We start from the raw sequence: 25834 nt of genomic DNA on the forward strand, positions 1-25834 counted from the left end.
GGACGACTCCGGGGCGGGCTGGAAGATTGGGTTATGTTATAACAACTTTTCTGCGCGCCGCCAGCCTGCGTGGCTAAGGTTTCATGTTGCGGTAGCATGGCTGCATTGACCTGGGCTCAAGGAATGCATCATGAGAATTCGTGGACAGATTGGTGACTGGCCGGTGGACCTGACCATCGAGCTGGCGCCTGAAGAGTGGGCGCAACTGGGTAAGCCAATCGAGGTGCCTGCTGTGGCACAGGGTGCTGCGACGTCTACTGTTGCGGCACCGCGCCAGGATGACGGGCAATGGACTGCAGCGCGTGATGTGCTGCGCCTTGCCGGGCAGATGAGCGGGCCGGAGTTGCTGGACCGGCTGGAAGGGCTGGCGGGAAGCACGGCAGCGGGCAAACGGCTGCTGGTGCGCTTGCGGCACAGCAGTGAGGTGAAGGTTGAAAGTGGCGTGGATGCGCCGGTCTATCACTGGGTTGGGTGAATTGGTATTGCCTGTTCTGGCCTCGTTCGCGGGCGGGCCCGCACCCACAGGATTTCACCGCACTTGGGAGCTGTGCAGCACCTGTGGGAGCGGGCGTGCCCGCGAACGAGGGCGAAGCCCTCGCAAATGCCATCAGGTCAGAACATCGCCGCCGACAGCTTGCGGCGATAAACGCCCACCAGCGGGTGATCCCCACCCAGCAACTCGAACACCTGCAGCATCGCCTTCTGCGGCAAGCCGTTCTCGTAACCACGGTTACGCTGGAACAGCTTCAGCAGCCCATCCAGCGCCGCCTCGTACTGTTGGCGCGCCAACTGCTGGATGCTCAGCTGGTAAGCCGCTTCATCGTCTTGCGGGTTCTGCGCCAGGCGGGTTTTCAGGTCGGCCACTTCCGGCAGGCTGGCGGCCTGGCGCAGGAAGGTCAGCTGAGCCTTGGCGCCGGCCAAGGCGGCCTTGTGCTCGTCGGTCTTGACCGCATCCAGCACCACCTGGGCCTCGCCCAGTTCACCGCGCTCGGCCAGGCAGCGGGCGTACAGGATCAACGCCTCTGCATTGCTGTTGTCTTCACCCAGCAGCGCCTGCAACAGCGCTTCGGCTTCGGCAAAGCGGCTTTCGGCAAACAGCGCCTTGGCCTGCTCCAGTGGCGAAGCGGTGGGGGCGGCGGGCATCTGCACGTGTGGCTCGAGCATGGCGCGAATCGCCGATTCCGGCTGAGCCCCGGCAAAACCGTCCACCGGCTGGCCGTCCTTGAACAGCACTACGGTCGGCAGGCTGCGGATACCGAACTGGGCAACCACCTGTTGCTCCACGTCGCAGTTGATCTTGGCCAGCAGCAACTCGCCCTGGTAACCCTCGGTGATCTTGGCCAGCAACGGCATCAGTGCCTTGCACGGCGCGCACCACTCGGCCCAGAAGTCCACCAGCACCGGCTTGTGGAAAGAGTTCTCGATCACCAGTTGCTGAAAGGTGGCATCGGTAGCGTCGAAAATGTAAGGCGTGTCTTGGGTCATCGCGACTCTCGCAAACTCGTGAATGGCACCACTATAAGGCGTCGCGGCTGGCGTGGTACAGGCTGACCCTGCGGAATTCGTGTGGTTCGGCAAGGTCCGGCAGGGTCAGCGCTTCGAGCACGCCCAACTGCTGGTACAACGGGTGGCTGAAGTCGCGTACCCGCGAGTCGGCCACCAGCGCCTGACGGCCGCGGCTGAGGAAGGCATCCAGCAGCGGCAGGTTGGCGCGGTCGTACAGCACATCGGCGACCAGGATCAGGTCGAAGCGGTCGTCCTCGGCAAAGAAGTCGCTGCTGTAACTGAGCTCTACCCCGTTCAGCGCGGCGTTGGCGCGGCAGGCATCCAGGGCCAGCGGGTCGAGGTCGCAGGCCACCACTTCCAGTGCCCCGGCGCGCGCGGCGGCAATGCCGGCGATACCGGAGCCGGCGCCAAAGTCCAGCACGCGCTTGCCGGCCACCCATTCCGGGCGTTCGGCCAGGTAGCGGGCCATGGCCAGGCCACTGGCCCAGCAAAAGCTCCAGTAGGGCGGCTCTTCAAGAATGCGCCGGGTTTCGTCGCTGCTGAAGGCGCGGTCCATGTTCTGGTCGTCGATCAACCACAGCTTCAGGTCACAGCCGGGCAGCTCGCTGACGATCAGGCGCGCTTCGCCGATCAGGCCGCTGAGAGCCTGTTGCAGGGCCAGTGGCGCCACTTAAGGTGCCTTCTCGAAACGCAGCGGGCCGGTGGCCTGGGTCTGGGCCTGGCTGATACGTACCGGCGGCAGGTGCATGATCAACTGGCCGGAACGGCTGGCGCGGCCACGCAGCTCGACCCGCGCGCCGGCCGGGAAGGCCTCGGGGTTGAAGCGAAGGTGGTAGGGCAACGCTTGCCCGGTGCCGGTCAGGTTGCTGCTGGCCAGCAGGCGTTGCGGGCGGTCGCGTTCGTCGATGACCAGCAAGGCCAGTTCCACGTCGGCACCGGCCGGGATTTCCAGCAAGGTGCCGCTCAGTTCGCGCTGGTAGGCCGGCAACGGGCCCAATACTTCGGCCGGTTTGGCCGAGCGGGTTGGCGTGGCCGCCGGGGGTGTATCGGTCTTCGGCCTGTCGCTGCCGCAAGCGGCGAGCAGGGCGGCGCAGCACAGCACGACGAGCGCTCGGTAGTGCATGGGGGAGTCCTTAACGGGCAGATTTCCCATGGATGTTAACCCCTTTGGCTTGTCTTGCCAGTGCAATGCGCTACCATGGCCCTCCCTTTTTTTGTTGCCTGCCACCATGCACTGTCCCTTTTGCGGTGCCAACGACACCAAGGTCATCGACTCTCGCCTCGTTGCCGAGGGCGAGCAGGTGCGCCGCCGCCGCGAATGCGTGGCCTGTGGCGAGCGCTTCACCACCTTCGAAACCGCCGAACTGGTGCTGCCCCGGCTGATCAAGCAGGACGGCACGCGCCAGCCTTTCGACGAAGACAAGCTGCGCGCCGGCATGCAACGGGCCCTGGAAAAGCGCCCGGTCAGCGTCGAGCGCCTGGAAGCGGCGCTGGCCCACATCAAGAGCCGCCTGCGTGCCACTGGCGAGCGCGAAGTCAAATCGCTGGTGGTGGGTGAAATGGTCATGGCCGAGCTGCGCAAGCTCGACGAGGTGGCCTATATCCGCTTTGCCTCGGTGTACCGGCGCTTCCAGGACCTGGACGAGTTCCGCGAAGAAATCGACCGCCTGGCCCGTGAGCCGGCCAAAGAGTGAACATGCCCAGCCAAGCCGCCATCCTTGACGCCCACTACATGGCCCGCGCGCTGGAGCTGGCGCGCAAGGGCCTGTACACCACCCACCCGAATCCGCGCGTAGGCTGCGTGATCGTGCGCGATGGCGAAGTGGTCGGCGAAGGCTGGCACGTGCGCGCCGGCGAGCCGCATGCCGAAGTGCATGCCCTGCGCCAGGCCGGTGAGCGTGCCCGTGGCGCCTGTGCCTACGTTACCCTTGAGCCGTGCAGCCACCATGGGCGCACCCCGCCGTGTGCCGAGGCGCTGGTCAAGGCCGGTGTGGCGCGGGTGGTGGCAGCCATGCAGGACCCTAACCCGCAAGTGGCGGGGCAAGGCCTTCGGCGCCTGGCCGAGGCCGGTATCGAGGTGGCCAGTGGCGTGCTCGAAGCCGAGGCCCGCGCACTCAACCCGGGCTTTCTCAAGCGCATGGAAACTGGCCTGCCGTTCGTGCGCGCCAAGTTGGCCATGAGCCTGGACGGCCGCACCGCCATGGCCAGTGGCGAAAGCCAGTGGATTACCGGCCCGGCTGCCCGTTCGGCGGTACAGCGCCTGCGCGCCCGCTCCAGCGTGGTGCTGACCAGCGCTGCCAGCGTGCTGGCCGACAACGCCCGCATGACCGTGCGTGGCACCGAGCTGGGCCTGGATGCCGAAACCACAGCCTTGGCTCTCAGCCGTACGCCGCTGCGTGTACTGGTCGATGGCTGCCTGCGCCTGCCGCTGGATGCGCCGTTCTTCCAGGCCGGCCCGGCACTGGTGGTGACCGCTGTCGCAGATGACCCACACTATGCCGCTGCCGGCCACGAATTGTTGAGCCTGCCCGGTGACAATGGCCAGGTCGACCTGCCGGCGCTGCTGCAGGCCCTGGCGGCCCGAGGCGTCAACGAAATCCTGCTGGAAGCCGGTGCAGGCCTGGTCGGTGCCTTTGCCCGCCAAGGCCTGGTGGACGAATATCAGCTGTTCGTCGCCGGCACCTTCCTCGGCTCCCAGGCCCGCCCGTTGCTGACCTGGCCGCTGGACAAGATGAGTGAAGCGCCGCGATTGAAAATTACCGAAATGCGCGCAGTGGGCGATGACTGGCGGGTCACGGCCATCCCCCTGCCGGCACCCGGCGTATAATGCCGGGCTTGCCCCGTGCAAACCGTTTTTGAGGAAGACCCCATGTTTACCGGCATCATCGAATCCATCGGCACCATCCGCAGCCTCACCCCCAAGGGTGGTGACGTGCGCGTCTACGTCGAAACCGGCAAGCTCGACCTGGGTGACGTCAAGCTGGGGGACAGCATCGCCGTCAACGGGGTATGCCTGACCGCCGTCGAACTGCCGGGCAATGGCTTCTGGGCCGACGTCAGCGTCGAAACCCTCAAACGCACCGCGTTCATCGACCTCAAGAGCGGCAGCAAGGTCAACCTGGAGAAAGCCCTGACCCCCACCACCCGCCTGGGTGGGCACCTGGTCAGCGGCCATGTCGACGGCGTCGGCGAAATCATCTCGCGCAGCGATAACGCCCGCGCCATCCAGTTCCGTGTGCGTGCACCCAAGGAGCTGGCCAAGTACATCGCCCACAAGGGTTCGATCACCGTCGACGGCACCAGCCTGACGGTCAATGAGGTCAATGGCGCCGAGTTCGAGCTGACCATTGTCCCGCACACCCTGTCCGAAACCATCATGGCCGACTACCGCGCAGGGCGTCGGGTAAACCTTGAGGTCGACCTGCTGGCCCGTTATCTGGAGCGCTTGCTGCTGGGTGACAAGGCTGCCGAACCGAGCAAGGGCAGTGGCATTACCGAAAGCTTCCTGGCCGCCAACGGCTTCTTGAAATCCTGATTGAGAAGGGGGTGCCGCGTGGCGCTCAACAGCATCGAAGAACTGGTCGAAGACATCCGCCAGGGCAAAATGGTCATCCTCATGGATGACGAAGACCGCGAGAACGAAGGTGACATCATCATGGCAGCCGAATGCTGCCTGCCCGAGCACATCAACTTCATGGCCAAGCACGCCCGTGGCCTGATCTGCATGCCGATGACCCGCGAGCGTTGCGAAACGCTGAAGCTGCCGCTGATGGCGCCGCGCAATGGCTCGGGCTTCGGCACCAAGTTCACCGTGTCGATCGAAGCCGCCGAAGGCGTCACCACTGGCATTTCCGCCGCCGACCGTGCACGCACCGTGCAGGCCGCCGCAGCGAAGGACGCCAAGGCCGAAGATATCGTCAGCCCTGGCCACATCTTCCCGCTGATGGCCCAGCCGGGCGGTACCCTGGCCCGCGCCGGCCACACCGAAGCTGCCTGCGACCTGGCGCGCATGGCCGGTTTCGAGCCAAGCGGCGTGATCTGCGAAGTGATGAACGACGACGGCACCATGTCGCGCCGCGCCGAGCTGGAAGTGTTCGCCGCCGAGCACGGCCTGAAGATCGGCACCATTGCCGACCTGATCCACTACCGCATGATTCACGAGCGCACCGTGCAGCGTGTTTCCGAGCAGCCGGTGGAAAGCGAGCTGGGCGAGTTCAACCTGGTCACCTACCGCGACGCGGTGGAAGGCGACGTGCACCTGGCCCTGACCCTGGGCAAGATCTGCGCCGAAGAGCCGACCCTGGTGCGTGTGCACAACATGGACCCGCTGCGCGACCTGCTGCTGGTCAAGCAGCCAGGCCGCTGGAGCCTGCGTGCTGCCATGGCCGCCGTGGCCGAAGCCGGCAGCGGCGTGGTACTGCTGCTGGGCCACCCGCTGGATGGCGACGTGCTGCTGGCGCACATCCGCGAAAGCGCAGGCGATGCACCGGCCAAGGCACCGACCACCTACAGCACCGTGGGTGCCGGTTCGCAGATCCTGCGCGACCTTGGTGTGCGCAAGATGCGCCTGATGAGTTCGCCGATGAAGTTCAACGCGATATCCGGATTCGATCTGGAAGTTGTAGAATACGTGCCCTCCGAGTGACTTGAGGCGGCATTGACGCCCTCTGCTCGAGTCCAGACCCCTGTCGAGGCCGCTTGTATGCGGCCTCGCTCTTGAAGATGAGAATATCGGAATGACCCTGAAGACCATCGAAGGTACCTTCATCGCCCCCAAAGGTCGCTATGCTTTGGTGGTTGGCCGCTTCAACAGCTTCGTCGTTGAAAGCCTGGTAAGCGGTGCCGTTGATGCCCTGGTACGCCACGGTGTCAGCGAAAGCGACATCACCATCATCCGTGCCCCGGGCGCATTTGAAATCCCGCTGGTAGCACAGAAGGTCGCCCAGCAAGGCGCCTACGACGCGATCATCGCTCTGGGCGCCGTGATCCGTGGTGGTACCCCGCACTTCGAATACGTGGCGGGCGAATGCACCAAGGGCCTGGCCCAGGTGTCTATGGAGTTCGGTGTTCCGGTGGCATTCGGCGTACTGACCGTCGACTCCATCGAACAAGCCATCGAGCGTTCCGGCACCAAAGCCGGCAACAAAGGTGCTGAAGCTGCCCTGTCCGCACTGGAAATGGTCAGCCTGCTGGCGCAGTTGGAGGCCAAGTGATTAGCGACGAAAGCGATCGTTTCAACCCGCGCGATCCAAAACCTGCGGATGCCGGCAAGCCCTCGAAAAGCGCCAAGCGCCGCGAAGCCCGCAAGCTCGCGACCCAGGCACTGTACCAGTGGCACATGGCGCAGCATTCGCTGAACGAGATCGAAGCGCAGTTCCGGGTGGATAACGATTTCACCGACGTCGACGGTGCCTATTTCCGTGAAATCCTGCATGGGGTTCCGGCAATCAAGGGCGAAATCGACAAGGCGCTGGTGCCTTGCATGACCATGACGCTGGAAGAGCTCGACCCGGTCGAGTTGGCCGTGCTGCGTCTGTCCACCTGGGAGTTCATCAAGCGCGTCGACGTGCCGTACCGCGTGGTGATCAACGAAGGTGTCGAGCTGGCGAAGGTCTTCGGTGCCACCGATGGCCACAAGTTCGTCAACGGCGTGCTGGACAAGCTGGCACCGTCGCTGCGTGAAGCCGAAGTCAAGGCGAACAAGCGCTGATTCTGGCGCTGTAGAGCCATGGGTGAGTTCGAGCTGATCAACCATTACTTCGCCGCCGCGCCTTGTGCGCAGGGCGGCGAGGGCGTGGCCCTGGGTATCGGCGACGACTGCGCCCTGCTAGCCCTTCCCCCCGGTGAGCAACTGGCGGTGTCGACCGACACCCTGGTCGCCGGGGTGCATTTTCCCGCTGTCTGCGACCCGCTGCTGCTTGGCCAGCGTTCGTTGGCCGTGGCCGCCAGTGACCTGGCCGCCATGGGCGCGACTGCGATCGGCTTCACCCTCGCCCTGACCCTGCCGGACGTTGGCCCTGACTGGCTGGCGGCGTATGCCGACGGCCTCAGCCGCATGGCCCACCGTTGCCGCATGAGCCTGATCGGGGGTGACACCACCCGGGGCCCGCTGAGCATCACCGTCACCGTGTTTGGCCGCGTGCCGGCAGGCCAGGCGTTGCGCCGTAGCGGTGCGCGCCCAGGCGACCTGCTGTGCGTCGGTGGTGTGCTGGGCAAGGCGGCCGGCGCGCTGCCGCTGGTGCTGGGAGAACGCGAGGCACCTGCCGAGCAGGCCGAGCCGCTGCTGGCCCATTACTGGTCGCCAATGCCGCAGCTCACCCTCGGCACGCTGCTGCGTGGCCGGGCCTCGGCGGCGCTGGACATTTCCGACGGCCTGCTCGCAGATTGCGGGCATATCGCCAAGGCGTCCGGCGTAGCACTGGAGGTGAACCTGGCCCAGGTGCCGGTGTCTCCTGCTGTAGAGGCGTTTCTCGGCCGCCAAGCGGCAGTGCAGGCAGCCCTTACCGGTGGCGACGACTACGTGCTGGCCTTCACGCTGCCGCCTGAGGCGCTGGCGCCTCTGGCTGGCCTCGGCCTCGTCGAGGTGCATACCATTGGCCGTGTGCTCGAAGGGAAGGGCGTGACCTTGCGCGACGTGCAGGGCCGGGACATCACCCCCGTTCAGCGGGGCTATCAACACTTTAGGGAGACACCGTGACCGATCACCCCAATCAGGTGCCTGCGGAGTTCGTTCCGCCTTCGGTCTGGCGCAACCCGTGGCACTTCATCGCGTTTGGCTTTGGTTCTGGCACCTTGCCCAAGGCCCCGGGTACCTGGGGCTCGCTGGTGGCCATACCGTTCATCCCGTTGTGGCAGATGTTGCCTGACTGGGGCTACTGGCTATTGCTGGGCGTGAGCATGCTGTTTGGCTTCTGGTTGTGCGGCAAAGTCGCCAATGACTTGCGCGTACACGACCATGAAGGCATTGTCTGGGATGAGATCGTCGGCATGTGGATCACCCTCTGGCTGGTGCCAGAAGGCTGGCAGTGGCTGCTGGCAGGGTTCCTGATGTTCCGCTTCTTCGACATCCTCAAGCCATGGCCCATCCGCTGGATCGACCGCCATGTGCACGGGGGCGTCGGCATCATGCTCGACGATATCCTGGCCGGCGTGTTTGCCTGGCTGGGCATGCAGGTTCTGGTGTGGGCGGTTGCCTGAACAGGGAGCGCGTGAATGGCCATAAGGACGTTGCTGTTGGCAATGCTGCTGAGCGTTGCCCCATGGGTGGCGGCTGCTGAAGGCGTGCCGAAGCAGATCCACCTGGTCAGTGAGGAGTGGCTCGATTACACCAACGCTGACGGTACCGGGGTGGCCTGGGACGTGCTGCGCAAGGTGTTCGAGCCGGCAGGGGTCAAGGTGGTGCCGCAGAGCGCGCCCTACAGCCGTGCAGTCGGGCTGGTCAAACGTGGCGAAGCCGATGCCTGGGTGGGCTCGTACAAGCAAGAGAATGCCGACAACCTGTACCCGCGCTGGCACTTCGACATGGACCACATCTACGCCCTGGGGCTGGCCAGCAAACCTGCGCCTACTGCGCAGAATGTGGGCAAGTATCGCCTGGCCTGGGTGCGCGGCTACGACTACGGCAGCTACCTGCCAGATGTGCATGAATACCGTGAAATTCAGCGTCGCGAAGGCATTCTGCCGATGCTCGAGCATGACCGGGTGGACTTCTACATCGATGCACAGACCGAAGTCGATTATGTCCTGAGCCAGTCATCCCAGCCCGAGCGCTTCCGTCGTACCCATGTGGCCGAGCTGCCGCTGTACCTGGCGTTTGCCCGCAACGGCCAGGCGAAGGCGCTGTGTGACCTGTTCGACAAGCGCATGGACGAACTGGTGCGCAGCGGCGAGCTGAAGCCGATTTTCGAGCACTGGAAACAGCCGTATCCGTTCACTGCAGACAGCAAACCGCATTGAAGCAGGGGCGCTTTGCACCCCATCGCCGGCAAGCCAGCTCCCACAGGGATCGCGCCAGCTTCTAGAAGTTGAGCAAGACAGTTGCTCCCACAGGATCACCACAGCTTCGAATCCTGTGCAGTACCTGTGGGAGCTGGCTTGCCGGCGATAGGGCCGAGCCTGGTTAACCTAAGCATCGAACTTTTCGATCTTAACCCGCTGTATTCAGCCCGCCCACAGCCTGCAACCGGCTGATACAATCGCTCCACGAGAAATTTCCAACTTATTCCAGGAGCACAACGTGCCCGTCGTCTTTGTTGCCGCCTCTAAACTCCCGACGCCATTCGCGACCTTCACCATGCATGGCTTCCTTGACGAAGCCACTGGCCGCGAGCACGTAGTGCTCAGCCTGGGTGACATTGCGGACGGCCAGCCGGTGCTGGGGCGCCTGCACTCCGAGTGCCTGACCGGCGATGCCTTGTTCAGCCAGCGCTGCGACTGCGGTTCGCAGTTGGAAGCCGCGCTACAAGCCATCGCCCGTGAAGGCCGTGGGGTACTGCTGTACCTGCGTCAGGAAGGCCGTGGCATCGGCCTGCTGAACAAGATCCGCGCCTACGAGCTGCAGGATGGTGGCGCCGATACCGTCGAAGCCAATGAACGCCTGGGCTTTGCCGCCGACCAGCGCGACTACGCCATGTGCTTGCCGATGCTGGAGCATCTGGGTGTGAAGGCCCTGCGCCTGATGACCAATAACCCGCGCAAGGTCAAAGCGCTGACCGACATGAATATCGTGGTTGCCGAGCGTGTGCCGCTGCACACCGGTCACAACCCGCACAATCGCCTGTACCTCGCGACCAAGGCCGGCAAACTCGGCCACATGCTGGGCAATGAACACCAGGGCGAGGCGCCTCAGGCGTGACCCGAGCCGAGGTCAAGCGGCGCCTGGCACTGGCCTGGTGGCAGTACCTGGCCCTGGGCCTGGTGCCGCTGCCGGTCATGACCTGGGCCTTTGGTAGTGGTGACGCGCTGATCCCGGTGCTGGCCATGCCACTGTTCATCGCCGGCGCGGCGACCATGTTCCTCAGCCTGCCGCGCTTCGGCGCCTACAAGCGCGCACTGATCGCCACCTCCAAGGTGCTCGGCACGGGTGAAGAGCCCGCTGCCTGGATCGAACTGGCCCGGATACGGCGCATGGCCATGTTGTACGCCTGCTTCCCGGCCTGGGTCGCCGCACTGTCGGTGCTGGTCGGCCTTGAGGCAGTGCCGCAAATCCTGCTGGCACTGTCTACCGTGGTGGTGCTGTACCTCTATCGCATTCCACGCCAGCTCGGCTGATGCGCCTGCTGCCAGGCCTGCTGGCGCTGTTCGCCTGCACCGCGCTGGCCGCTGACCCCCTGCGGGTGGTCAGCCTGGCGCCCTCGATGACTGAAATCATGCTCGAACTGCGGGCCGACGATCTGCTGGTGGGGGTGCTCGACGGTGGCGAGCGGCCAGCAGCGCTGCGCGACCTGCCGTCGGTTGGGCGCCAAGGGCAACTGAACATGGAGCGCCTGCTCAGCCTGCGCCCCGAGCTGTTGTTGCTCTGGCCGGGCAGCGTGCCACCTGCCCAGCGTGACCAGCTCAAGCGCCTGGGCATCGCCACCTTCAGTGCAGAACCCCATGATATCGACCAGTTGATCGCGCAGATCGAAGCCATCGCCGAGCGTATTGGCCGTGCCGAACAAGGCCATCAGTACGCCAAGGCCCTGCGAGAGCGGCTGCAGCAGTTACGTGAGCAGTACCGGCGTGACGAGCCATTGCAGGTGTTCTACCAGGTGTGGGACCAGCCGTTGTACACCCTGGGTGGCCGGCAGGTGGTGAGCGATGCCTTGGCAGTGTGCGGGGCGCGCAATGTGTTCGCCGACCTCAACCAGCCGGCACCGCAGGTGAATGTGGAGTCTGTGCTGCTGCGCAACCCACAGGTCATCCTGGCTGGCGATCCAGCGCAACTGGCGAGCTGGAAGGCCTGGCCGCAATTGCGTGCGGTTGCCGATGGCCGCTTGCTGGTGGTGCCCGACAAAGGTCTGGAGCGGCCCAGCGGGCAGATGATCGAAGCCACCGCACGCTTGTGCGCGTTGCTCGCGGCTAAAGCGCCGGCGTCCAGGTAACGCTGAACAACAGCGTGCGGCCTTCTTCGCGGTAGGGGTGGTAGGCACCCTCGTAGCTGTACAGGGCACGGCTGTGAGTGTGGTCCAGCAGGTTATCCAGCTTTGCTTCCAGTTTCAGTTCGTCAGTGGCTGCCCAGCTACCGCGCAAACCGAGCAGGCCATAGCCGCCGATGCGGTTGCGGTTGGCCTCATCGTCATAGCTGCCGCTGACCGCTTGCCAGCCTGCGCCCACGGTGAAACGCCCGAGTTCACGGTCCAGGTCCAGGCTTAGCGTGCGGCGTGCACGGCGGGCGAGGGTGTGGCCGCTGTCACGGTCACGAGGGTCGATCAGTGCCAGGCCCAGTTGGCTGTGCCAGGCGCCCCATTGTTGCGCCAAGGCCATTTCGAAGCCGTTGATACGGGCCGAGGCAACGTTGCGGGGTATAGAGTCCTGGCCGAACACGATCGCATCGCGCAGGTCGGTGCGGTACAGCGAGGCTTCCAGGCGGCTGTCCGCAGTCAGCTGGCTGCGCCATTGCAGCTCGTAGCTTCTGGAGTGCTCGGGGTCCAGGTCCGGGTTGCTGAACTGGGGGTAGTACAGGTCGTTGAAGGTTGGCGCCCGAAAGCCTTCGCTGTAGGACAGCAGCACATCATTCTGTGCGTTCAACGGTACGGTCAGGCTGCCGCTCCAGGTAGTCTGGCCGCCGAACTGCTGGTTACGGTCATGGCGCATACCCACTTCGGTGGAAAACCGTTCGCCCTGGTAGCGGTGCTGGACAAAGACGGCGCGGTTCCAGCGGCTGTCTTCGGTGAAGTCGGTGCTGGCGTGCACACGGTCTTCGTACCAGTCGCCACCCAGCAGCAGGCTGTTCCGCTCGCCCAGGGCCAGGTCGTTCTGCCAGGTGACCTGATCACGGTAGGTGTTGAACACGAAGCGTTCGGCGCTGAGCTTGTCGCGCTTGTCGTCGCGGTTTTCGCTGTGGGCCAGTTCCAGCCGGGAATGCCAGGCGTCGGTGAGCTGGGCATCGAAGTAGCTGCCCAGGCTGCTGACGCTGAAATCGGTGTAGGGCTGTTGGCCGAAGCTTTCGAAGGTGACCGGGTCGAAGCCGCCGAACGGGTTGTCGTACTCGCTGCGGCCACGGCTGTCGAGCAGGTTCAGCCCGGCCTCGAAGCGCTCACCGAAGGTGTGGCTCAGGCTCAGGTTGAATGCCTTGTTGCGGTAAGCGTCGTGGTCGCCATCGCTGGCGAATGACGGCCCGGTCGAGTCGATGCCGGCCGTTTCATCCAGGCTGGCGCCAAGGTTGAAGCGGGTCGCGTCGTTGCCGCCCGAAAGCCCCAGGCTGCGCTGGAATGTCTGGTTGCTGCCGCCGGCCATTCGCAGCCGCGGCTGCAGGCCGGGGCCGTTGCTACGCCGGGTGAAGATCTGGATTACCCCGCCAATGGCATCGCTGCCGTACACCGCTGAGCGCGAGCCGCGCAGCACTTCCACCCGCTCGATCTGGTCGACGTCGAGAAACTGCAGGCCGCTGTCGCCGGAGGTGGCGTTGGCAATGCGCACACCATCCACCAGTACCAGGCTTTGGGCGGCCTTGGTGCCACGGATGAAGATGCCGGGCAGGCTGCCGCGGCCACCGGTAGGCGCCACTTGCACGCCGGGCACGCGGCTGAGCAGGTCGGTGACGCTGGTGGGTTGCAGGCGGTCGATGTCAGTGCGGGTGAAGACGGTGTTGGCAGCACTGGTGGCGGTGCGCGACTCGACCTGGCGGCTGGCGCTGATCAGCACGTCGGGGAGCTTGAGGGCGTCGTCGCGCTCGGCGGCCAGCAGCGGGAGGGGGAGGCAGAGCAATGTGGCAAAGCTTGGGGCTTTCATGGGCAGTACCATTTTGCGAGGGCTGCGCCCTCGATCGCGACACAAGGCCGCTCCTACAGGTGGGCGAGTCTTTGGGCGATTGTGTTGTGCGGCCTGTCAGGGCCCCATCGCCGGCAAGCCAGCTCCCACAGGTATTGCGCAAGCCTGGGGAGCGGTGTGGTCAATGTGGGAGCGGCCTTGTGTCGCGATGGGCCGCAGAGCGGCCCCGGGGGATTACAAGCCGAGCCTGGCCATGCGGGCCTTCACCGAAGCTTCGATCCCGGCCGCATCCAGCCCGCACTCAGCCAGCATCTGTGCAGGCTTGGCATGTTCGACGTAGATGTCGGGCAAGCCCAGGTGCAGCAGCGGCTTGAGCACTGCCTGGCTGGCCAGGAACTCACCCACCGCAGCACCCGCGCCACCCATGATGGCGTTCTCTTCAATGGTCACCAGCAGCGCGTGGCTGCCAGCCAGTTCCAGCACCAGGGCCTCGTCCAGCGGCTTGACGAAGCGCATGTCGACCACCGTGGCGTTGATCTGCTCGGCCACCTGCATAGCCTCGGCCAACTGCACGCCAAACACCAGCAGGGCGACGTTCTCGCCTTGGCGGCGAACTACGCCCTTGCCGATTTCCAGTGGCTCCAGGTCGCCGCTGATCGGCGCATTCGGGCCGGTGCCACGCGGGTAGCGCACGGCTGCCGGGCCGTTGTACAGGTGGCCGGTGCTGAGCATCTTGCGCAGCTCGTTCTCGTCGCTCGGGGTCATCACCAGCATGCCCGGAATGCAGCGCAGGTACGACAGGTCGTAGCTGCCCGCATGGGTCGGGCCGTCTTCGCCAACCAGGCCGGCGCGGTCGATGGCAAACAGCACATCGAGGTTCTGCACGGCCACGTCGTGGATCAGCTGGTCGTAGGCACGCTGCAGGAACGTGGAGTAGATCGCCACCACCGGCTTGCTGCCCTCGCAGGCCATGCCGGCCGCCAGGGTAACGGCGTGCTGCTCGGCGATCGCCACGTCGAAGTAGCGTTCCGGGTAGCGCTCGCTGAAGTCGACCAAGTCGGAGCCTTCCTTCATCGCCGGGGTAATGCCCACCAGGCGGTTGTCGGCGGCGGCCATGTCGCACAGCCACTGGCCGAACACGGCAGAGTATTTCGGGCCGCTGACTTTCTTCGGCGCGGCAGGCTTGTCGGCCGGCTCCAGCTTGGTGATGGCGTGGTAGCCGATCGGGTCGACCTCGGCCGGGGCGAAGCCCTTGCCCTTCTTGGTCACCACGTGCAGGAACTGTGGGCCCTTCAGGTCACGCATGTTGCGCAGGGTGGCGATCATGGTCGGCAGGTCGTGGCCGTCGATGGGGCCGATGTAGTTCCAGCCCAGTTCTTCGAACAGCGTGCCCGGCACCAACATGCCCTTGGCGTATTCCTCGGTGCGGCGGGCGATTTCCCAGGCGCCTGGCAGGCGCGACAGCACCTTCTTGCTGCCTTCGCGCATGCTCGCGTAGGTGCGGCTGGAGAGGATCTTGGCCAGGTAGTTGGACAGGCCGCCGACATTGCGCGAAATCGACATGTCGTTGTCGTTGAGGATCACCAGCATGTCGGCGTTGACTTCCTGGGCGTGGTTCAACGCCTCGAAGGCCATGCCGGCAGTCAGCGCGCCGTCCCCGATCACCGCAATCGACTTGCGTGCGCTGTTCTGCAGACGGGCGGCAATGGCCATGCCCAGTGCGGCGCTGATCGAGGTGCTGGAGTGGCCGACGCCAAAGGTGTCGTACTCGCTCTCGCTGCGGCGCGGGAAAGCGGCGATGCCGTCCTTCTGGCGCAGGCTGAGCATGCGGTTACGGCGCCCGGTGAGGATCTTGTGCGGGTAGGCCTGGTGGCCCACGTCCCACACCAGCCGGTCGTCCGGGGTGTCGAACACGTAGTGCAGGGCGATGGTCAGCTCGATCACGCCCAGACCGGCGCCAAAATGCCCACCGGTCTGTCCCACGGTGTAGAGCAGTTCCTGGCGCAGTTCGTCGGCCAGGGTCTCCAGGTCGGCTTCGGCCAGCCGGCGCAGGCCGGCAGGCGTGTCAGCGCGGTCTAGCAACGGCGTGACCGGGCGTTCGCGGGGGATCTCTTGAAACGTCGTGGGCATCAGGCGAGTCGTTATAGGTGTGTGAAGACGCGGCAGTTTACCCCATTGTAGGAAATACTGCCCATTCAGACGGGTGTCGCACGAGGCTGCTTTGCAGCCCATCGCCGGCAAGCCAGCTCCCACAGGACCTTCACAGATCACAGGCCGCTGATGTACCTGTGGGAGGTGGCTTGCCGGCGATGGGGCGCGCAGCGGCCCCAATCAATCAGTTACGGCGTTCGACGATGTAACACGCCAAGGCCCGCAGCGGTTCGGCCGTTTCACCGAAGCCTTGCAGTGCGATCAGCGCCTGGTCGCGCAGTTCGATTGCATAGGCCTTGGCCGCTTCCAGGCCCAGCAGGGCCGGGTAGGTCGGTTTGTCACGAGCTATGTCGGCACCCTGGCGTTTGCCCAGGGTGACGGTGTCGCTCTCCACGTCGAGGATGTCGTCCTGCACCTGGAATGCCAGGCCGATGGCCTGTGCATAAACCTGCAGGGCATCCAGCTGCGCCTGTTCGGCACGGGCGCTGGCCAGGGCGCCGAGGCGTACGCTGGCTTCAATCAGTGCGCCGGTCTTGTGCCGGTGCATGAACTCCAGTGCCTGCTGGTCCAGCTTCAGGCCCACCGAACCGAGGTCGATGGCCTGGCCGCCGACCATGCCTGCCGGGCCGGCAGCCTTGGCAAGGGCCTGGACCATGGCCAGGCGAATGCTGTCGGCCTGCGGGCTCAGGCCTGGGTCGAGCAGGGCACTGAATGCCAGGCTCTGCAAGCCGTCGCCCGCCAGGATGGCGCAGGCTTCGTCAAATGCTTTGTGGGTAGTGGGTTGGCCGCGACGCAGGTCGTCGTCGTCCATGGCTGGCAGGTCGTCATGCACCAGCGAGTAGGCGTGGATCAGTTCGACCGCGCAGGCCGCGCCGTTGGCCTGTTCGGCCGGGGCGCCCAAGGCTTCGCAGGCGGCGTAGGCCAGCAGCGGGCGTACGCGCTTGCCGCCGTTCATCACGCTGTAGCGCATGGCGGCGTAAAGGCGTTCCAGCTCTTTGGACGGGGCAACGAACAGCGGTTCGAGGGCAGCGTCGACCCGAGCCTGGCAGCTGACCTGGTAAGTGCCAATCATGCTTCCGGCTCCGCGTCGAAGGGCTGCGCGGCCAGTTCGCCGTCGCGTTCCAGGAGGATTTGCACCTTCTGTTCGGCCTGGGCCAGGGCACCCTGGCAATCACGGGTCAGGGCGATGCCTTGCTCGAAGGCGGCCAGCGACTCTTCCAGCGACAACTCGCCGTTCTCCAGGCGCTCGACCAGTGCTTGCAGGTCTGCGAGGGATTGCTCGAAATCGAGGGAGGCTTTTTTGCGGGCCATGGCGACTTTCTCGGTGGCATTCAGAACGGCGCGACACTAGCAGAGCGGGGCGGGGGGAGCAAACTTCCGGGGTGATGCGGTTGGATTTGCGGGCCTCTTCGCGGGTAAACCCCCACAGGTATTGCACCGGTTCTGAACCCGGCGCGGACCCTGTGGGAGCGGGCAAGCCCGCGAATAGCCCCAAGGAGCTCTATCAGGCCGGCTCTGCTTCCCGTTCCAGCATCGCCTCACGGTACCGCGCCAACTCCTCGATGGTCAGCACCGGCAAGTTGTACTGGCGCGCATAAACCGCCACCTGCTCGCCACGCGCCATGCTGCCATCGGGGTTCATCAGCTCGCACAGCACCGCCGCGGGGCGCAGGCCGGCCAGGCGCGCCAGGTCCACCGAGCCTTCGGTGTGCCCACGGCGGGTCAGCACCCCGCCATTGCGGGCGCGCAGCGGGAACACATGCCCCGGGCTGACGATATGGCGCTGTTCGGCGCTGGACCGCAGTGCCGCGCCAATGGTGGTGATGCGGTCCTGGGCAGAAACCCCGGTGGTGATGCCTTCTGCAGCCTCGATGGTGACCGTGAAGCCAGTGCCGTGGCGGGCCTGGTTGTTCTGCACCATTGGCGCCAGTTGCAATGCGTCGACGGTGGCTTCGTCCAGGCACAGGCAGACGATGCCGCTGCAGTCGCGGATCATCATGGCCATGGTCTGCAGTGTTATGTTTTCGGCAGCGGCAATGATGTCCGCTTCGTCCTCGCGGTCGTCATCGTCAAGCAGCAGCACAGGGCGCCCGGCCTGGAAGGCGGCGATGGCGGCGGAAACAGCGGGGAATTGCGGATGGTTACGGGTGGACATGAAACGCTCCTCGTGAATGATCGATGAACGTCTCGGGGCGAACAAAATGCGCGCGCAGGGGCGCCCGGATGGCCCCTGCCTGACGCCTTCTTTCATCCGGACTATGACCGTCGGCTCTGGAGTTGCACCAGATCTGCTGACCCCCGGCATGGCCGGGGCGCTCGCGGGCTCATCTTTCGATTTACCGCCGGTGGGGACTTGCACCCCGCCCTGAAGACCGCCCAAGCATACAGCACCTTGCCACCCCGCTGGCAACCCACGGCTCTACGACCTTTGGCGGTATCATGCCGTCATGCATTCGAGGAACAAGCCCATGGATATTCTCCAGGTCGCCGGTGGCAAGCCGGTCAAGCTGTGGACCGATGGCGTGCCAGTCGAAGACGAGGCCCGCCAACAACTGCTGAACACGGCCAGGATGCCGTTCATCTTCAAGCACCTGGCGGTGATGCCCGACGTGCACCTGGGCAAAGGCTCGACCATCGGCAGCGTGATCCCCACGGTCGGCGCGATCATCCCCGCTGCGGTTGGCGTGGACATCGGCTGCGGCATGATCGCCGCGCGCACCTCGCTGCACGCCCGTGACCTGCCAGACAACCTGCATGGCCTGCGCAGTGCAATCGAGCAGGCGGTGCCGCATGGCAAGACCTTTGGCAAACGTGACCAGGGCGCCTGGGCCGATGTGCCGGCCAAGACTGACAAGGCCTGGGACCAGCTGGCCGGGCGGTTCAAGGCCATTACCGACAAATACCCGCGGCTGGAAAAGACCAATAACCGCCACCACCTGGGCACCCTGGGCGGTGGCAACCACTTCATCGAAGTGTGCCTGGATGAGGCCGACCGCGTCTGGTTCATGCTGCACAGCGGCTCGCGCGGTGTGGGCAATGCCATCGGCAACCTGTTCATCGAGCTGGCCCAGGCCGACATGCGCCAGCACCTCGCCAACCTGCCGGACAAGGACCTGGCGTACTTCGAAGAAGGCAGCCGCCATTTCGCCGACTATGTCGAAGCGGTGGAGTGGGCGCAGGAGTACGCCCGGCAGAACCGCGAGCTGATGCTGCTGGCCGTGGTCGGCGCTGCTCGCAAGGCGCTGGGCAAACCGTTCGAGGCCAGCCTGGAAGCGGTGAACTGCCACCACAACTACGTGCAGCGTGAGCAGCATTTTGGCCGCGAAGTGCTGGTCACGCGCAAAGGGGCGGTGTCGGCACAGAAGGGGGAACTGGGCATCATCCCGGGCTCGATGGGGGCCAAGAGCTTCATCGTGCGTGGGCTGGGCAACGAGGAGTCGTTCTGTTCGTGCAGCCATGGCGCCGGCCGGGTGATGAGCCGGACCAAGGCCAAAAGCCGCTTTACCGTCGAGGACCAACGGCGGGCTACGGCGCATGTGGAGTGCCGCAAGGACAAGGACGTCATCGACGAGATCCCGATGGCGTACAAAGACATCGACGCGGTGATGCGTGCCCAGCAGGCGCTTGTAGAGGTGGTTCATACCCTGCGCCAGGTTGTGTGTGTGAAGGGGTAGCGAGCAGTCCCTTAACTAACTACCACACAGTGCGCCGGGGGAATTCCTAGAGTGTCGCGCAGCCCACCTGGGACAGACACCTGAGGATTGCAGATATGGCCACGCTTTACCCGTTCACTGACAGCGACGTCGATGATGCCTTCGCCCAACTCGACCATGCACTGTTCGACAAGGCGCGCGAAGCTGATGGGCCTGAAAGTGGCCCAACCCCGAAAATGCTCATCGTTGCCGGTGCGCAAGGGTCGGGCAAGACCTACTTGCTGGAGAAGCAGTTGCTACCCAGCGAGCGCTACCCGAACCATGTGCGGCTGTACTTGCCCGAATTTCGCAAAATGCACCCGCACTACACCGAAATGAGCGAGCACGGTGTGCTGCATGTGTACGAGCACACCGAAGCCTTCATCAGGGCACTGAGCGGCAAGGTATTTGGGTACGCCTTCGCCAACCGCTACAACATCATCATGGAATCGGCCCTGGACGACGAAGCATTCGCCGGCTTCCCGCCTGCGGCCGTAGAGGCGGGTTACCGCTTCGAGATTCACATGATCGCCTGCAAGGTGGAATTCAGCCATTGGGCGACCCTCGACCGCGGCGTGAAGAGCGTCGCCAAGGGCGAAATCGAGCGATTCGTGGCGTTGTCGCAGATCCAGGCCTCACAGGCGAATGCCAAAAAAATCCTGAACGCTTTCGAACACGCCTGTACGCAGGCCCCTGGCTCGCAGGTCACGCTTTATGAACGTGGTTTCGAAACGGATCAGCAGAGCAAGGTGCTGTGCCACAGCACCTGTGATGCCCCTGGTGTGTTGACCCCGCAGCCGGACTACGATGGCCAGCCCTTTTTCCGGGCGCCTTACCATGACACACCGGTTGAAATCCGGCGCAGCCCTGAAGGCAACGACTCTGGCGCCTACCTGCAATTCTTCCAGGTCGTGCATGCCGGCATGCTTGATGAGCCGGTGCGCCAACAGATGGTCATGGCCTGCTGCAAGACCCTTGGCCGGAGCACCGACCTGGTACCCCGAATTTCCAGGGATGCCTTCCGCGACCTGAGCCAGTACCTGCTCAAGTACACCTACCCCTGATGACAAGAGGGCGCAGCAGGCCGGAGCCGAATAGGGCGTTATCTGGCCAGCTGCTCGATCACCGTCTTCAACGATGCCCCCAGCATTTGCCCATGGTCCAGCCCCTCGAACCGTTCGAAACGCACCTGCAGGCCTTTTACCTTGGCCAGGTCCGCTGCCAGTTCGCGCGCAGGTCTCTCGACATCGCCCTTTACCTGCGCCCTGGGGTTGGCAGGCTCCTCGCTGCCGCGCATCAGTAGCAGCCGCGCCGGGGTGTTGCCCAAGCGTTGTTCAAGCCCCTGCGCCTCATGCACGATTGCCCCGTCATGCCACCACAGCGAAGGGCTGGCCGCCGCGTAGTCACTGAACGCCCCGGGGCGGGTGAACAGCGCATGCAGCACGGCCAGCCCGCCGTAGGAATGGCCCCACAGCGTCTGTCGCTGCAGGTCGATAGGGGCCAGCCCGGCCACCATCGGCCGCATGCGCTCGGTCAGCAGGTCAAGAAATGCATCCACGCCACCACTGGGCAGGCCGGTCAGCGGGTCACGCTGCTCGGCCTGCCCAGGCAACGCCGGGGTATAGTCATAAGTCCGCCCCGCCCGCTCGATACGCTGCCCGGTCTGGTACCCCACGGCCACCAGCAAGGGCGCCTGGCCGGCGGCCAGTTTGGCCAGTTGCTGGCTGTTCAGCGCGCCGAGCGCAGCATTGCCGTCGAGCATCCACAGTACCGGGTACCCCGATGCTGGCGCCGGGCGGTTCGGCGTACCGACCCACAAACGGTAATGACGCTGGCCATCGGCCGAGTCCAGGTCGAGCTGGGTGAAGCGGTAGGCCAGGTCCTGACGCTGCAGCAGCGAGGTGTCCATCTTCTGGTTGCGCTCGGGCTGTGCCAGGGCAATGGGGGCTGCAAGGGCCAGTGCCAAAGCCAGCGTCAGGATCATCTTGCTCATCAGGCGTCTCGTCAGGGCTTTGCGAGGAACGCAAGGCTGGAACGCCCAGATGATAATCAGTCCTGATTGAGCGTAAAGCGCATTAACTTTCTAAACAGTCCCTGGCCATCGGCAAGGTCAGGTGCAGGCACAGCCCAGGGTGGCCATTGCTGGCCCACAAGCGGCCGCCTTGCAGCTCGATGGCGCGGCGGGCGATGGCCAGGCCCAGGCCGAAGCCCGCGCCACTGTCGGTCAGGCGCTGGTAAGGCTTGAAGATGCGTTCAAGGTCGGCGTCAGGTACGCCGGGGCCCTGGTCGCTCAGGTGCAGGTGCCAGCAGTCGCCTTCACGCCAGCCCTCCAGGCTGACCCGGCCCTCGGCCGGCGAGTGGCGAATGGCATTGCGCATCAGGTTTTCCAGGGCCTGGGCCAGGCTGTCCAGATGGGCCTGTACCAGGCAATCGGTACCAAGCGAACACGGCAGGCGTGCACGGTCCCAGCCACTTTCGAAGCAGGCGTCCTGGCACAGTGCCTCCCATACGGAAACCATCAGTATCGGCTCGGTCGGCAAGCTGGGCTGTTCGGTGTCCATCCAGGCCAGGTCCAGCGTGTCTTCCAGCAGCTTCTGCATGTCGGCGACTTCACGGTCCAGGCGCTCGCGCAACTGCAGCGGCGGCAAGTCGCTGTCATGGGCGATGCGCAACCGTGCCAGGGGCGTGCGCAGCTCGTGAGACAGCGTGCGCAGCAGCAGGCGCTGTTGCTCCAGGCTCTGGCGCAGGCGCCCGGCCATGTGCTCGAAGGCCTGTGCCAGTTCACCCAGCTCGTCACGGCGTGCCAGCAGGGGCAGGGCGGGGCTGTCGAGGTCATCGGCACGCAGGGCGTCGGCGCGGTCGCGCAGGCGGTTCAGCGGCACTACCAAGTGCCGGTACAACGCCAGGCCCAGCAGCAGGGCGAGCAGTGCAGGTGCAACGCCGTGGGTGATCACATGGGTCCATGGCGTCAGGCCGGTGGGCAGCAGGCGTTCGGGCAGTTGCAGCACCAGGCGGCCGCGCCCGGGGTGTTGCGGGAATTCGATGCTCACGTAGGGCAGCTCATCCTGCAGGCGCCGGCTCATGGGCCAGTCCAGTTTGCGCATGAAGGTCAGGTGGCTGGCCTCCTCGGCGCTCAGCGGCGTGGTGCCGAGGCTTTGCAGGTGTGGGCCGATCACCGCCACCCAGGTGTCCTCGGCCTGTTCCAGTTGCCTGCGCCAGGCCTCGGCGCCTACCGCACCGCCCTGGTTCCAGGCGTCTTCAGCTTGTTGCGCATAGCGCGCCAGGTAATCCTGGTCGGCCGGGGACAGAAAATAGGTGCTGCGCTCCACCGACAGGCCCCAGGTCCAGATCAGCCAGATCAGCAACAGGCAGAAGCTGACCTGCAGTACGGCCAGTTTCCACAGCAACGGGTGCCGACGCATCAGGGCTGTTCCGTGTCGACCAGGATATACCCCTGCCCGCGCACGGCCTGGATCTGCAGGTGCTGGGCACTGATGTCGGCCAGTTTGCGGCGCAGGTTGCACACGTGCACGTCCAGGCCCCGGTCCAGGCGGGTATAGGCCCGGTGCAGCACGGTCTGGTACAGGAAGGGTTTGCTCAAGGCTTCGCCGGGATGCGCCCGCAGCGTCACCAGCAAGCGGAATTCGGATGCGGTGAGGCCAGCGGCATTGCCGTTGTGGATAACGTCCTGGCGGTCGTGGTCCAGCATCACTTCGCCGACATCGGCACGCAGCGCCGTGCCGCGATCAAATGCCACGCGCCGCAGCAAGGCATCGACCCGTGCGTCCAGCTCCGCCAGGCTGAAGGGCTTGGGCAGGTAGTCGTCGGCACCACGGGTAAAGCCACTGATGCGGTCCTGCTCGGCGCCCAGCGCCGACATCAGCATGACCGGCACCGCCTGCTGCCGGCGCAACTCGTCGAGCAGGCTGAGGCCATCGATACCCGGCAGCATGATGTCCAGCAACACCAGTTCGAACGGTGTTTGCCGAATGGCGTCCAGGGCCTGGGTACCCGTGGCGCAGGCGTGTACCCGGAAACCGCGTTTGAGGAAATGGCGTTCCAGGTCCTGACGCAGGCTTGCGTCGTCTTCGGCGAGGAGAAGTGAGGTGGGCACGGGGAGCCTTGAATGAGAACCTGTATCAGTTACGAATCATCCCATTGCCAGCAAGGGAGGGCAACGCCTGGGTGTGTTAAGAAGGTTAATCCTGCTGCGCCCCCGTTTTCCCTCCGGTATCGTTCGCAAAAAGCAACTTGTTTCGTTTGCGAATTACTATCATTTGGGCGAAGGGTGTGTCATGAACGGTTTCAAAGGTGTGGGGAGCTCGCGACGGGCTCGGGGCTGGCTGGTGCTGGGGTTGCTGGCGCCGTTTTCGGTGTCGGCACTGGCCGAAACGGTAGCGACCCAGGCGGCAGCCGAGGACACCTCGCTCGACCTGCCGGCATTGACCATCGAAGGCAACCGCCTGTACGACATGCTGCCCTCGGAAGCCACCGGTGGCTACAGCGTCGATGCCGCGACCGTGGGCACCAAGACGCCAGCAGCGCTGAAGGACATCCCCCAATCGATCACCGTATACACCCAGGACTACGTCAAAGACCGCCAGTTCGTACACCTGGATGACCTGGCCAAGTACACCGCCGGCCTGCGTACCCTGACCAACGACAGCGGCCGGTCGTCGATCTACGCCCGTGGCTATGAGTACAGCGAATTCAACATTGACGGCCTGCCGGCGCCGATGGCCAGCATCTTCGGTACCGTACCGTCGCTGGCGGCGTTCGACCGTGTCGAAATCATGCGCGGCCCGGCGGGGCTGTTCAGCAGCACCAGTGAGCTGGGTGGCATCGTCAACATGGTGCGCAAGCGCCCGACTGCCGAGTTCCAGGGCCACGTCGAAGGCAGCTATGGCACCTGGGACACCAACCACGAAGAAATCGACCTGAGCGGGCCGCTGGATGACGCCGGTCGCGTGCGCGGGCGTTTCGTCGCGTCCCGTGACGACACCAATGGCGAAGTCGATTACAACGCCAACACCAGTAACAGCTACTACGGCGCGCTGGATGTCGACCTGGACGACGCCACCACGCTGTCGTTCGGCCTGATGCACGAAGTGAAGAACATCACACCGCACAATGGCTACCCGGCAACGTTGTCCGGTGATGTGCCCGACTTCAGCCATTCCCGTTTCCTGGGGGCGGACTGGAACTACTTCGACGGCAAGACCACCGACCTGGTCGCCGAGCTGACCCACCGCTTCGACAACGGCGGCTATGGCCGTATCGCGGCGCGTGGTTCACACCGCGACACCAATTACCTCTACGCCTTCACCGCCACCAATGCCACCACCGGTGCCAACTCCGAGCGCGCCAGCGCGCGCGACTTCACCCAGGACACTTACTCGCTGGACGCCAGCTACAGCCAGCCGTTCGAAACCCTTGGCCAGGTCAGCGAGTTTGTGGTCGGCACCGACTACAAGAACTACGACACCGAGTACCTCAACGGCACCACCAACCTGGGCGCCATCAACGTCAACACCTACTCGCCCAAGCAGTTCGCCAAACCGTCGCCCAACTACAGCACCGAGACCGGCATGCAGGAAGAGGAATACGGCCTGTATTCCAAGGTCACCTTCCGCCCGATCGAGCGCCTGGCGCTGATCGCCGGTGGCCGCTTCAGCTGGTACCGCGGTGATTTCTACACCACCACCCTGAGCAGCGGTGCCAGCACCAACGACAGCAAGCGCGTGGACGGCCACTTCACGCCGTATGGCGGCCTGGTCTACGACCTGACCGAGAACCATGCGCTGTACGCCAGCTACTCGCAGGTGTTCAAGCCGCAGTCCGACACCGACAGCAACGGCCGGGTGCTGAAGCCGCGTGAAGGCGAGCAGTACGAATTCGGCCTCAAGAGCAGCTACTTTGGCGGCGACCTGAATACCCGTTTCTCGGTATTCCGCCTGACCGACAAGAACCGCGCCACCACCGAGTATGACGAGGATGGTGTAGACACCAATTTCTCGATTGCCTCCGGCAAGACCCGCGTCAAAGGCGCGGAAGTGGAAGTGAGCGGCAAGCTGACGCCGAACTGGGAGTTGCTGGCCGGCTACACCTGGATGGAAACCGAAACCCTCAAGGGTGACGCCGAAACCACCTTCTTCATCATGCCGCGCAACCAGGCTTCGCTGTGGAGCAAGTACACCATCAGCCAAGGCCCGCTGACCGGCCTGGCCATTGGCGGCGGGGTATCGGCGATGAGCAGCTTCTATTCCGAGAATGGTGGCGTGCGTATCGATGCACCGGGCTATGCCACGGTCGACGCCATGCTGTCGTACCCGGTTACCTCGAAGCTGACGGCCACCTTCAACGTCAACAACCTGTTCGACCGGGACTACCTGTCGCGGGTGGGGTCGACGTCCACCTTCAACTTCTACGGGCCGTCGCGCAGCATGATGGTTGGCGCGCGTTACGATTTCTGATCAGCTCGTTCCGGCATGCGTGCGGTCCCTGTAGGAGCGGCCTTGTGTCGCGATGGGGCGCGAAGCGCCCCCGGCAATTTCAGCTTCATCGCAGATATTGTC

General features: G+C 64.7%; 27 protein-coding genes and 1 riboswitch. Of the genes, 16 read left to right on the forward strand and 11 right to left on the reverse strand.

Annotated elements, in window-relative coordinates; all coding sequences use genetic code 11:
- Nucleotides 1-130 precede the first annotated feature (130 nt).
- Nucleotides 131-475: a hypothetical protein gene (locus ACN6NG_RS02540; RefSeq protein WP_063424862.1), complete on the forward strand. Its 345-nt coding sequence runs from the start codon at nucleotides 131-133 to the stop codon at nucleotides 473-475.
- Nucleotides 476-612: 137 nt separating this feature from the next.
- Here ACN6NG_RS02540 and trxA read toward each other — a convergent pair whose 3' ends face one another.
- From trxA to ACN6NG_RS02555, 3 genes are read right to left on the reverse strand one after another with little or no spacing between them, the layout of a single operon-like run.
- Complete coding sequence (trxA, locus tag ACN6NG_RS02545; protein ID WP_043199370.1) at nucleotides 613-1485, reverse strand: thioredoxin; 873 nt, start codon at nucleotides 1483-1485, stop codon at nucleotides 613-615.
- A gap of 31 nt (nucleotides 1486-1516) precedes the next feature.
- Nucleotides 1517-2176, reverse strand: a complete 660-nt coding sequence (locus ACN6NG_RS02550) for a class I SAM-dependent methyltransferase (protein WP_063424860.1) — start codon at nucleotides 2174-2176, stop codon at nucleotides 1517-1519.
- Entirely contained in the window at nucleotides 2177-2629 is a 453-nt protein-coding gene (locus ACN6NG_RS02555; RefSeq protein ID WP_063424858.1) for a YbaY family lipoprotein, read from the reverse strand.
- Nucleotides 2630-2735: 106 nt separating this feature from the next.
- Between ACN6NG_RS02555 and nrdR the strand changes: the two genes are divergently transcribed.
- The 12 genes from nrdR to ACN6NG_RS02615 all read left to right on the forward strand — a co-directional run bounded on the left by nrdR (nucleotide 2736) and on the right by ACN6NG_RS02615 (nucleotide 11588).
- Nucleotides 2736-3200, forward strand: a complete 465-nt coding sequence (gene nrdR, locus ACN6NG_RS02560; RefSeq protein WP_009685710.1) for a transcriptional regulator NrdR — start codon at nucleotides 2736-2738, stop codon at nucleotides 3198-3200.
- A 2-nt stretch (nucleotides 3201-3202) separates the two neighbouring features.
- Nucleotides 3203-4333 (forward strand): bifunctional diaminohydroxyphosphoribosylaminopyrimidine deaminase/5-amino-6-(5-phosphoribosylamino)uracil reductase RibD, encoded by a 1131-nt coding sequence (gene ribD, locus ACN6NG_RS02565; RefSeq protein ID WP_063424856.1) that lies wholly within the window; start codon nucleotides 3203-3205, stop codon nucleotides 4331-4333.
- Nucleotides 4334-4375: 42 nt separating this feature from the next.
- Nucleotides 4376-5041: a riboflavin synthase gene (locus tag ACN6NG_RS02570; RefSeq protein WP_016497780.1), complete on the forward strand. Its 666-nt coding sequence runs from the start codon at nucleotides 4376-4378 to the stop codon at nucleotides 5039-5041.
- A gap of 18 nt (nucleotides 5042-5059) precedes the next feature.
- Nucleotides 5060-6151, forward strand: a complete 1092-nt coding sequence (gene ribBA / locus ACN6NG_RS02575; protein ID WP_016497781.1) for a bifunctional 3,4-dihydroxy-2-butanone-4-phosphate synthase/GTP cyclohydrolase II — start codon at nucleotides 5060-5062, stop codon at nucleotides 6149-6151.
- A gap of 91 nt (nucleotides 6152-6242) precedes the next feature.
- Nucleotides 6243-6719, forward strand: coding sequence for a 6,7-dimethyl-8-ribityllumazine synthase (gene ribH / locus ACN6NG_RS02580; RefSeq protein WP_003255395.1), 477 nt, complete (start codon nucleotides 6243-6245; stop codon nucleotides 6717-6719).
- Entirely contained in the window at nucleotides 6716-7216 is a 501-nt protein-coding gene (gene nusB, locus ACN6NG_RS02585) for a transcription antitermination factor NusB (protein ID WP_016497782.1), read from the forward strand. Before ribH ends, nusB begins: the two co-directional genes overlap by 4 nt.
- Nucleotides 7217-7234: 18 nt before the next feature.
- The gene (gene thiL / locus ACN6NG_RS02590) at nucleotides 7235-8203 is read left to right on the forward strand and encodes a thiamine-phosphate kinase (protein ID WP_274138894.1); all 969 of its coding nucleotides are present in this window, start codon (nucleotides 7235-7237) and stop codon (nucleotides 8201-8203) included.
- Entirely contained in the window at nucleotides 8200-8703 is a 504-nt protein-coding gene (locus tag ACN6NG_RS02595; protein WP_003255391.1) for a phosphatidylglycerophosphatase A family protein, read from the forward strand. The genes thiL and ACN6NG_RS02595 overlap by 4 nt, the downstream gene beginning before the upstream one ends.
- Before the next feature lie 15 nt (nucleotides 8704-8718).
- Complete coding sequence (locus ACN6NG_RS02600) at nucleotides 8719-9462, forward strand: substrate-binding periplasmic protein (RefSeq protein WP_049277429.1); 744 nt, start codon at nucleotides 8719-8721, stop codon at nucleotides 9460-9462.
- Between the two features lie 280 nt (nucleotides 9463-9742).
- On the forward strand, nucleotides 9743-10360 hold the full coding sequence (gene ribA, locus ACN6NG_RS02605; RefSeq protein WP_019472343.1) for a GTP cyclohydrolase II: 618 nt from the start codon (nucleotides 9743-9745) through the stop codon (nucleotides 10358-10360).
- Nucleotides 10357-10776 (forward strand): MFS transporter, encoded by a 420-nt coding sequence (locus tag ACN6NG_RS02610; protein ID WP_474312868.1) that lies wholly within the window; start codon nucleotides 10357-10359, stop codon nucleotides 10774-10776. The genes ribA and ACN6NG_RS02610 overlap by 4 nt, the downstream gene beginning before the upstream one ends.
- A complete protein-coding gene (locus tag ACN6NG_RS02615; RefSeq protein WP_063424030.1) occupies nucleotides 10776-11588 on the forward strand; it encodes a cobalamin-binding protein in 813 nt (270 codons plus the stop codon). The genes ACN6NG_RS02610 and ACN6NG_RS02615 overlap by 1 nt, the downstream gene beginning before the upstream one ends.
- On the opposite strand, the gene ACN6NG_RS02620 is transcribed toward ACN6NG_RS02615, so the two are convergent.
- The 5 genes from ACN6NG_RS02620 to ribB form a co-directional block, all read right to left on the reverse strand.
- Nucleotides 11566-13437 (reverse strand): TonB-dependent receptor domain-containing protein, encoded by a 1872-nt coding sequence (locus tag ACN6NG_RS02620; protein ID WP_474312870.1) that lies wholly within the window; start codon nucleotides 13435-13437, stop codon nucleotides 11566-11568. The two genes, ACN6NG_RS02615 and ACN6NG_RS02620, sit on opposite strands and share 23 nt — an antisense overlap.
- Before the next feature lie 213 nt (nucleotides 13438-13650).
- Nucleotides 13651-15546: a 1-deoxy-D-xylulose-5-phosphate synthase gene (gene dxs / locus ACN6NG_RS02625; RefSeq protein ID WP_019472347.1), complete on the reverse strand. Its 1896-nt coding sequence runs from the start codon at nucleotides 15544-15546 to the stop codon at nucleotides 13651-13653.
- A gap of 205 nt (nucleotides 15547-15751) precedes the next feature.
- Complete coding sequence (gene ispA, locus ACN6NG_RS02630) at nucleotides 15752-16639, reverse strand: (2E,6E)-farnesyl diphosphate synthase (RefSeq protein ID WP_063424032.1); 888 nt, start codon at nucleotides 16637-16639, stop codon at nucleotides 15752-15754.
- Nucleotides 16636-16878, reverse strand: a complete 243-nt coding sequence (locus ACN6NG_RS02635; RefSeq protein ID WP_003255380.1) for an exodeoxyribonuclease VII small subunit — start codon at nucleotides 16876-16878, stop codon at nucleotides 16636-16638. The genes ispA and ACN6NG_RS02635 overlap by 4 nt, the downstream gene beginning before the upstream one ends.
- Before the next feature lie 193 nt (nucleotides 16879-17071).
- On the reverse strand, nucleotides 17072-17722 hold the full coding sequence (gene ribB / locus ACN6NG_RS02640; RefSeq protein ID WP_016497790.1) for a 3,4-dihydroxy-2-butanone-4-phosphate synthase: 651 nt from the start codon (nucleotides 17720-17722) through the stop codon (nucleotides 17072-17074).
- Between the two features lie 80 nt (nucleotides 17723-17802).
- A riboswitch (FMN riboswitch) is annotated at nucleotides 17803-17944 on the reverse strand.
- A gap of 70 nt (nucleotides 17945-18014) precedes the next feature.
- Here ribB and ACN6NG_RS02645 point away from each other — a divergent pair.
- A complete protein-coding gene (locus ACN6NG_RS02645; protein ID WP_421666934.1) occupies nucleotides 18015-19241 on the forward strand; it encodes an RtcB family protein in 1227 nt (408 codons plus the stop codon).
- A gap of 95 nt (nucleotides 19242-19336) precedes the next feature.
- Nucleotides 19337-20323 carry a zeta toxin family protein gene (locus ACN6NG_RS02650; RefSeq protein ID WP_063424034.1) on the forward strand — a complete coding sequence of 329 codons (987 nt, stop codon included), beginning with the start codon at nucleotides 19337-19339 and terminating at the stop codon, nucleotides 20321-20323.
- A gap of 38 nt (nucleotides 20324-20361) precedes the next feature.
- Here ACN6NG_RS02650 and ACN6NG_RS02655 read toward each other — a convergent pair whose 3' ends face one another.
- From ACN6NG_RS02655 to ACN6NG_RS02665, 3 genes are all read right to left on the reverse strand, one after another.
- On the reverse strand, nucleotides 20362-21252 hold the full coding sequence (locus ACN6NG_RS02655; RefSeq protein ID WP_063424035.1) for an alpha/beta hydrolase: 891 nt from the start codon (nucleotides 21250-21252) through the stop codon (nucleotides 20362-20364).
- An 82-nt stretch (nucleotides 21253-21334) separates the two neighbouring features.
- Nucleotides 21335-22681: a HAMP domain-containing sensor histidine kinase gene (locus ACN6NG_RS02660; RefSeq protein WP_063424036.1), complete on the reverse strand. Its 1347-nt coding sequence runs from the start codon at nucleotides 22679-22681 to the stop codon at nucleotides 21335-21337.
- The gene (locus ACN6NG_RS02665) at nucleotides 22681-23373 is read right to left on the reverse strand and encodes a response regulator transcription factor (protein WP_016497795.1); all 693 of its coding nucleotides are present in this window, start codon (nucleotides 23371-23373) and stop codon (nucleotides 22681-22683) included. The genes ACN6NG_RS02660 and ACN6NG_RS02665 overlap by 1 nt, the downstream gene beginning before the upstream one ends.
- A gap of 181 nt (nucleotides 23374-23554) precedes the next feature.
- Between ACN6NG_RS02665 and ACN6NG_RS02670 the strand changes: the two genes are divergently transcribed.
- Entirely contained in the window at nucleotides 23555-25732 is a 2178-nt protein-coding gene (locus ACN6NG_RS02670) for a TonB-dependent siderophore receptor (RefSeq protein ID WP_284364880.1), read from the forward strand.
- Nucleotides 25733-25834: the final 102 nt, after the last annotated feature.

This window comes from Pseudomonas sp. TSO6, assembly GCF_056098905.1.

Excerpts from the sequence above, each read along its gene's own strand:
- ACN6NG_RS02540 (WP_063424862.1), top strand. The coding sequence starts at position 131 with ATGAGAATTCGTGGACAGATTGGTGACTGGCCGGTGGACCTGACCATC.
- trxA (WP_043199370.1), bottom strand. The coding sequence starts at position 1,485 with ATGACCCAAGACACGCCTTACATTTTCGACGCTACCGATGCCACCTTT.
- ACN6NG_RS02555 (WP_063424858.1), bottom strand. The coding sequence starts at position 2,629 with ATGCACTACCGAGCGCTCGTCGTGCTGTGCTGCGCCGCCCTGCTCGCC.
- nrdR (WP_009685710.1), top strand. The coding sequence starts at position 2,736 with ATGCACTGTCCCTTTTGCGGTGCCAACGACACCAAGGTCATCGACTCT.
- ribD (WP_063424856.1), top strand. The coding sequence starts at position 3,203 with ATGCCCAGCCAAGCCGCCATCCTTGACGCCCACTACATGGCCCGCGCG.
- ACN6NG_RS02570 (WP_016497780.1), top strand. The coding sequence starts at position 4,376 with ATGTTTACCGGCATCATCGAATCCATCGGCACCATCCGCAGCCTCACC.
- ribH (WP_003255395.1), top strand. The coding sequence starts at position 6,243 with ATGACCCTGAAGACCATCGAAGGTACCTTCATCGCCCCCAAAGGTCGC.
- thiL (WP_274138894.1), top strand. The coding sequence starts at position 7,235 with ATGGGTGAGTTCGAGCTGATCAACCATTACTTCGCCGCCGCGCCTTGT.
- ACN6NG_RS02600 (WP_049277429.1), top strand. The coding sequence starts at position 8,719 with ATGGCCATAAGGACGTTGCTGTTGGCAATGCTGCTGAGCGTTGCCCCA.
- ACN6NG_RS02615 (WP_063424030.1), top strand. The coding sequence starts at position 10,776 with ATGCGCCTGCTGCCAGGCCTGCTGGCGCTGTTCGCCTGCACCGCGCTG.
- ACN6NG_RS02620 (WP_474312870.1), bottom strand. The coding sequence starts at position 13,437 with ATGAAAGCCCCAAGCTTTGCCACATTGCTCTGCCTCCCCCTCCCGCTG.
- dxs (WP_019472347.1), bottom strand. The coding sequence starts at position 15,546 with ATGCCCACGACGTTTCAAGAGATCCCCCGCGAACGCCCGGTCACGCCG.
- ispA (WP_063424032.1), bottom strand. The coding sequence starts at position 16,639 with ATGATTGGCACTTACCAGGTCAGCTGCCAGGCTCGGGTCGACGCTGCC.
- ACN6NG_RS02635 (WP_003255380.1), bottom strand. The coding sequence starts at position 16,878 with ATGGCCCGCAAAAAAGCCTCCCTCGATTTCGAGCAATCCCTCGCAGAC.
- ribB (WP_016497790.1), bottom strand. The coding sequence starts at position 17,722 with ATGTCCACCCGTAACCATCCGCAATTCCCCGCTGTTTCCGCCGCCATC.
- ACN6NG_RS02645 (WP_421666934.1), top strand. The coding sequence starts at position 18,015 with ATGCATTCGAGGAACAAGCCCATGGATATTCTCCAGGTCGCCGGTGGC.
- ACN6NG_RS02650 (WP_063424034.1), top strand. The coding sequence starts at position 19,337 with ATGGCCACGCTTTACCCGTTCACTGACAGCGACGTCGATGATGCCTTC.
- ACN6NG_RS02655 (WP_063424035.1), bottom strand. The coding sequence starts at position 21,252 with ATGAGCAAGATGATCCTGACGCTGGCTTTGGCACTGGCCCTTGCAGCC.
- ACN6NG_RS02660 (WP_063424036.1), bottom strand. The coding sequence starts at position 22,681 with ATGCGTCGGCACCCGTTGCTGTGGAAACTGGCCGTACTGCAGGTCAGC.
- ACN6NG_RS02670 (WP_284364880.1), top strand. The coding sequence starts at position 23,555 with ATGAACGGTTTCAAAGGTGTGGGGAGCTCGCGACGGGCTCGGGGCTGG.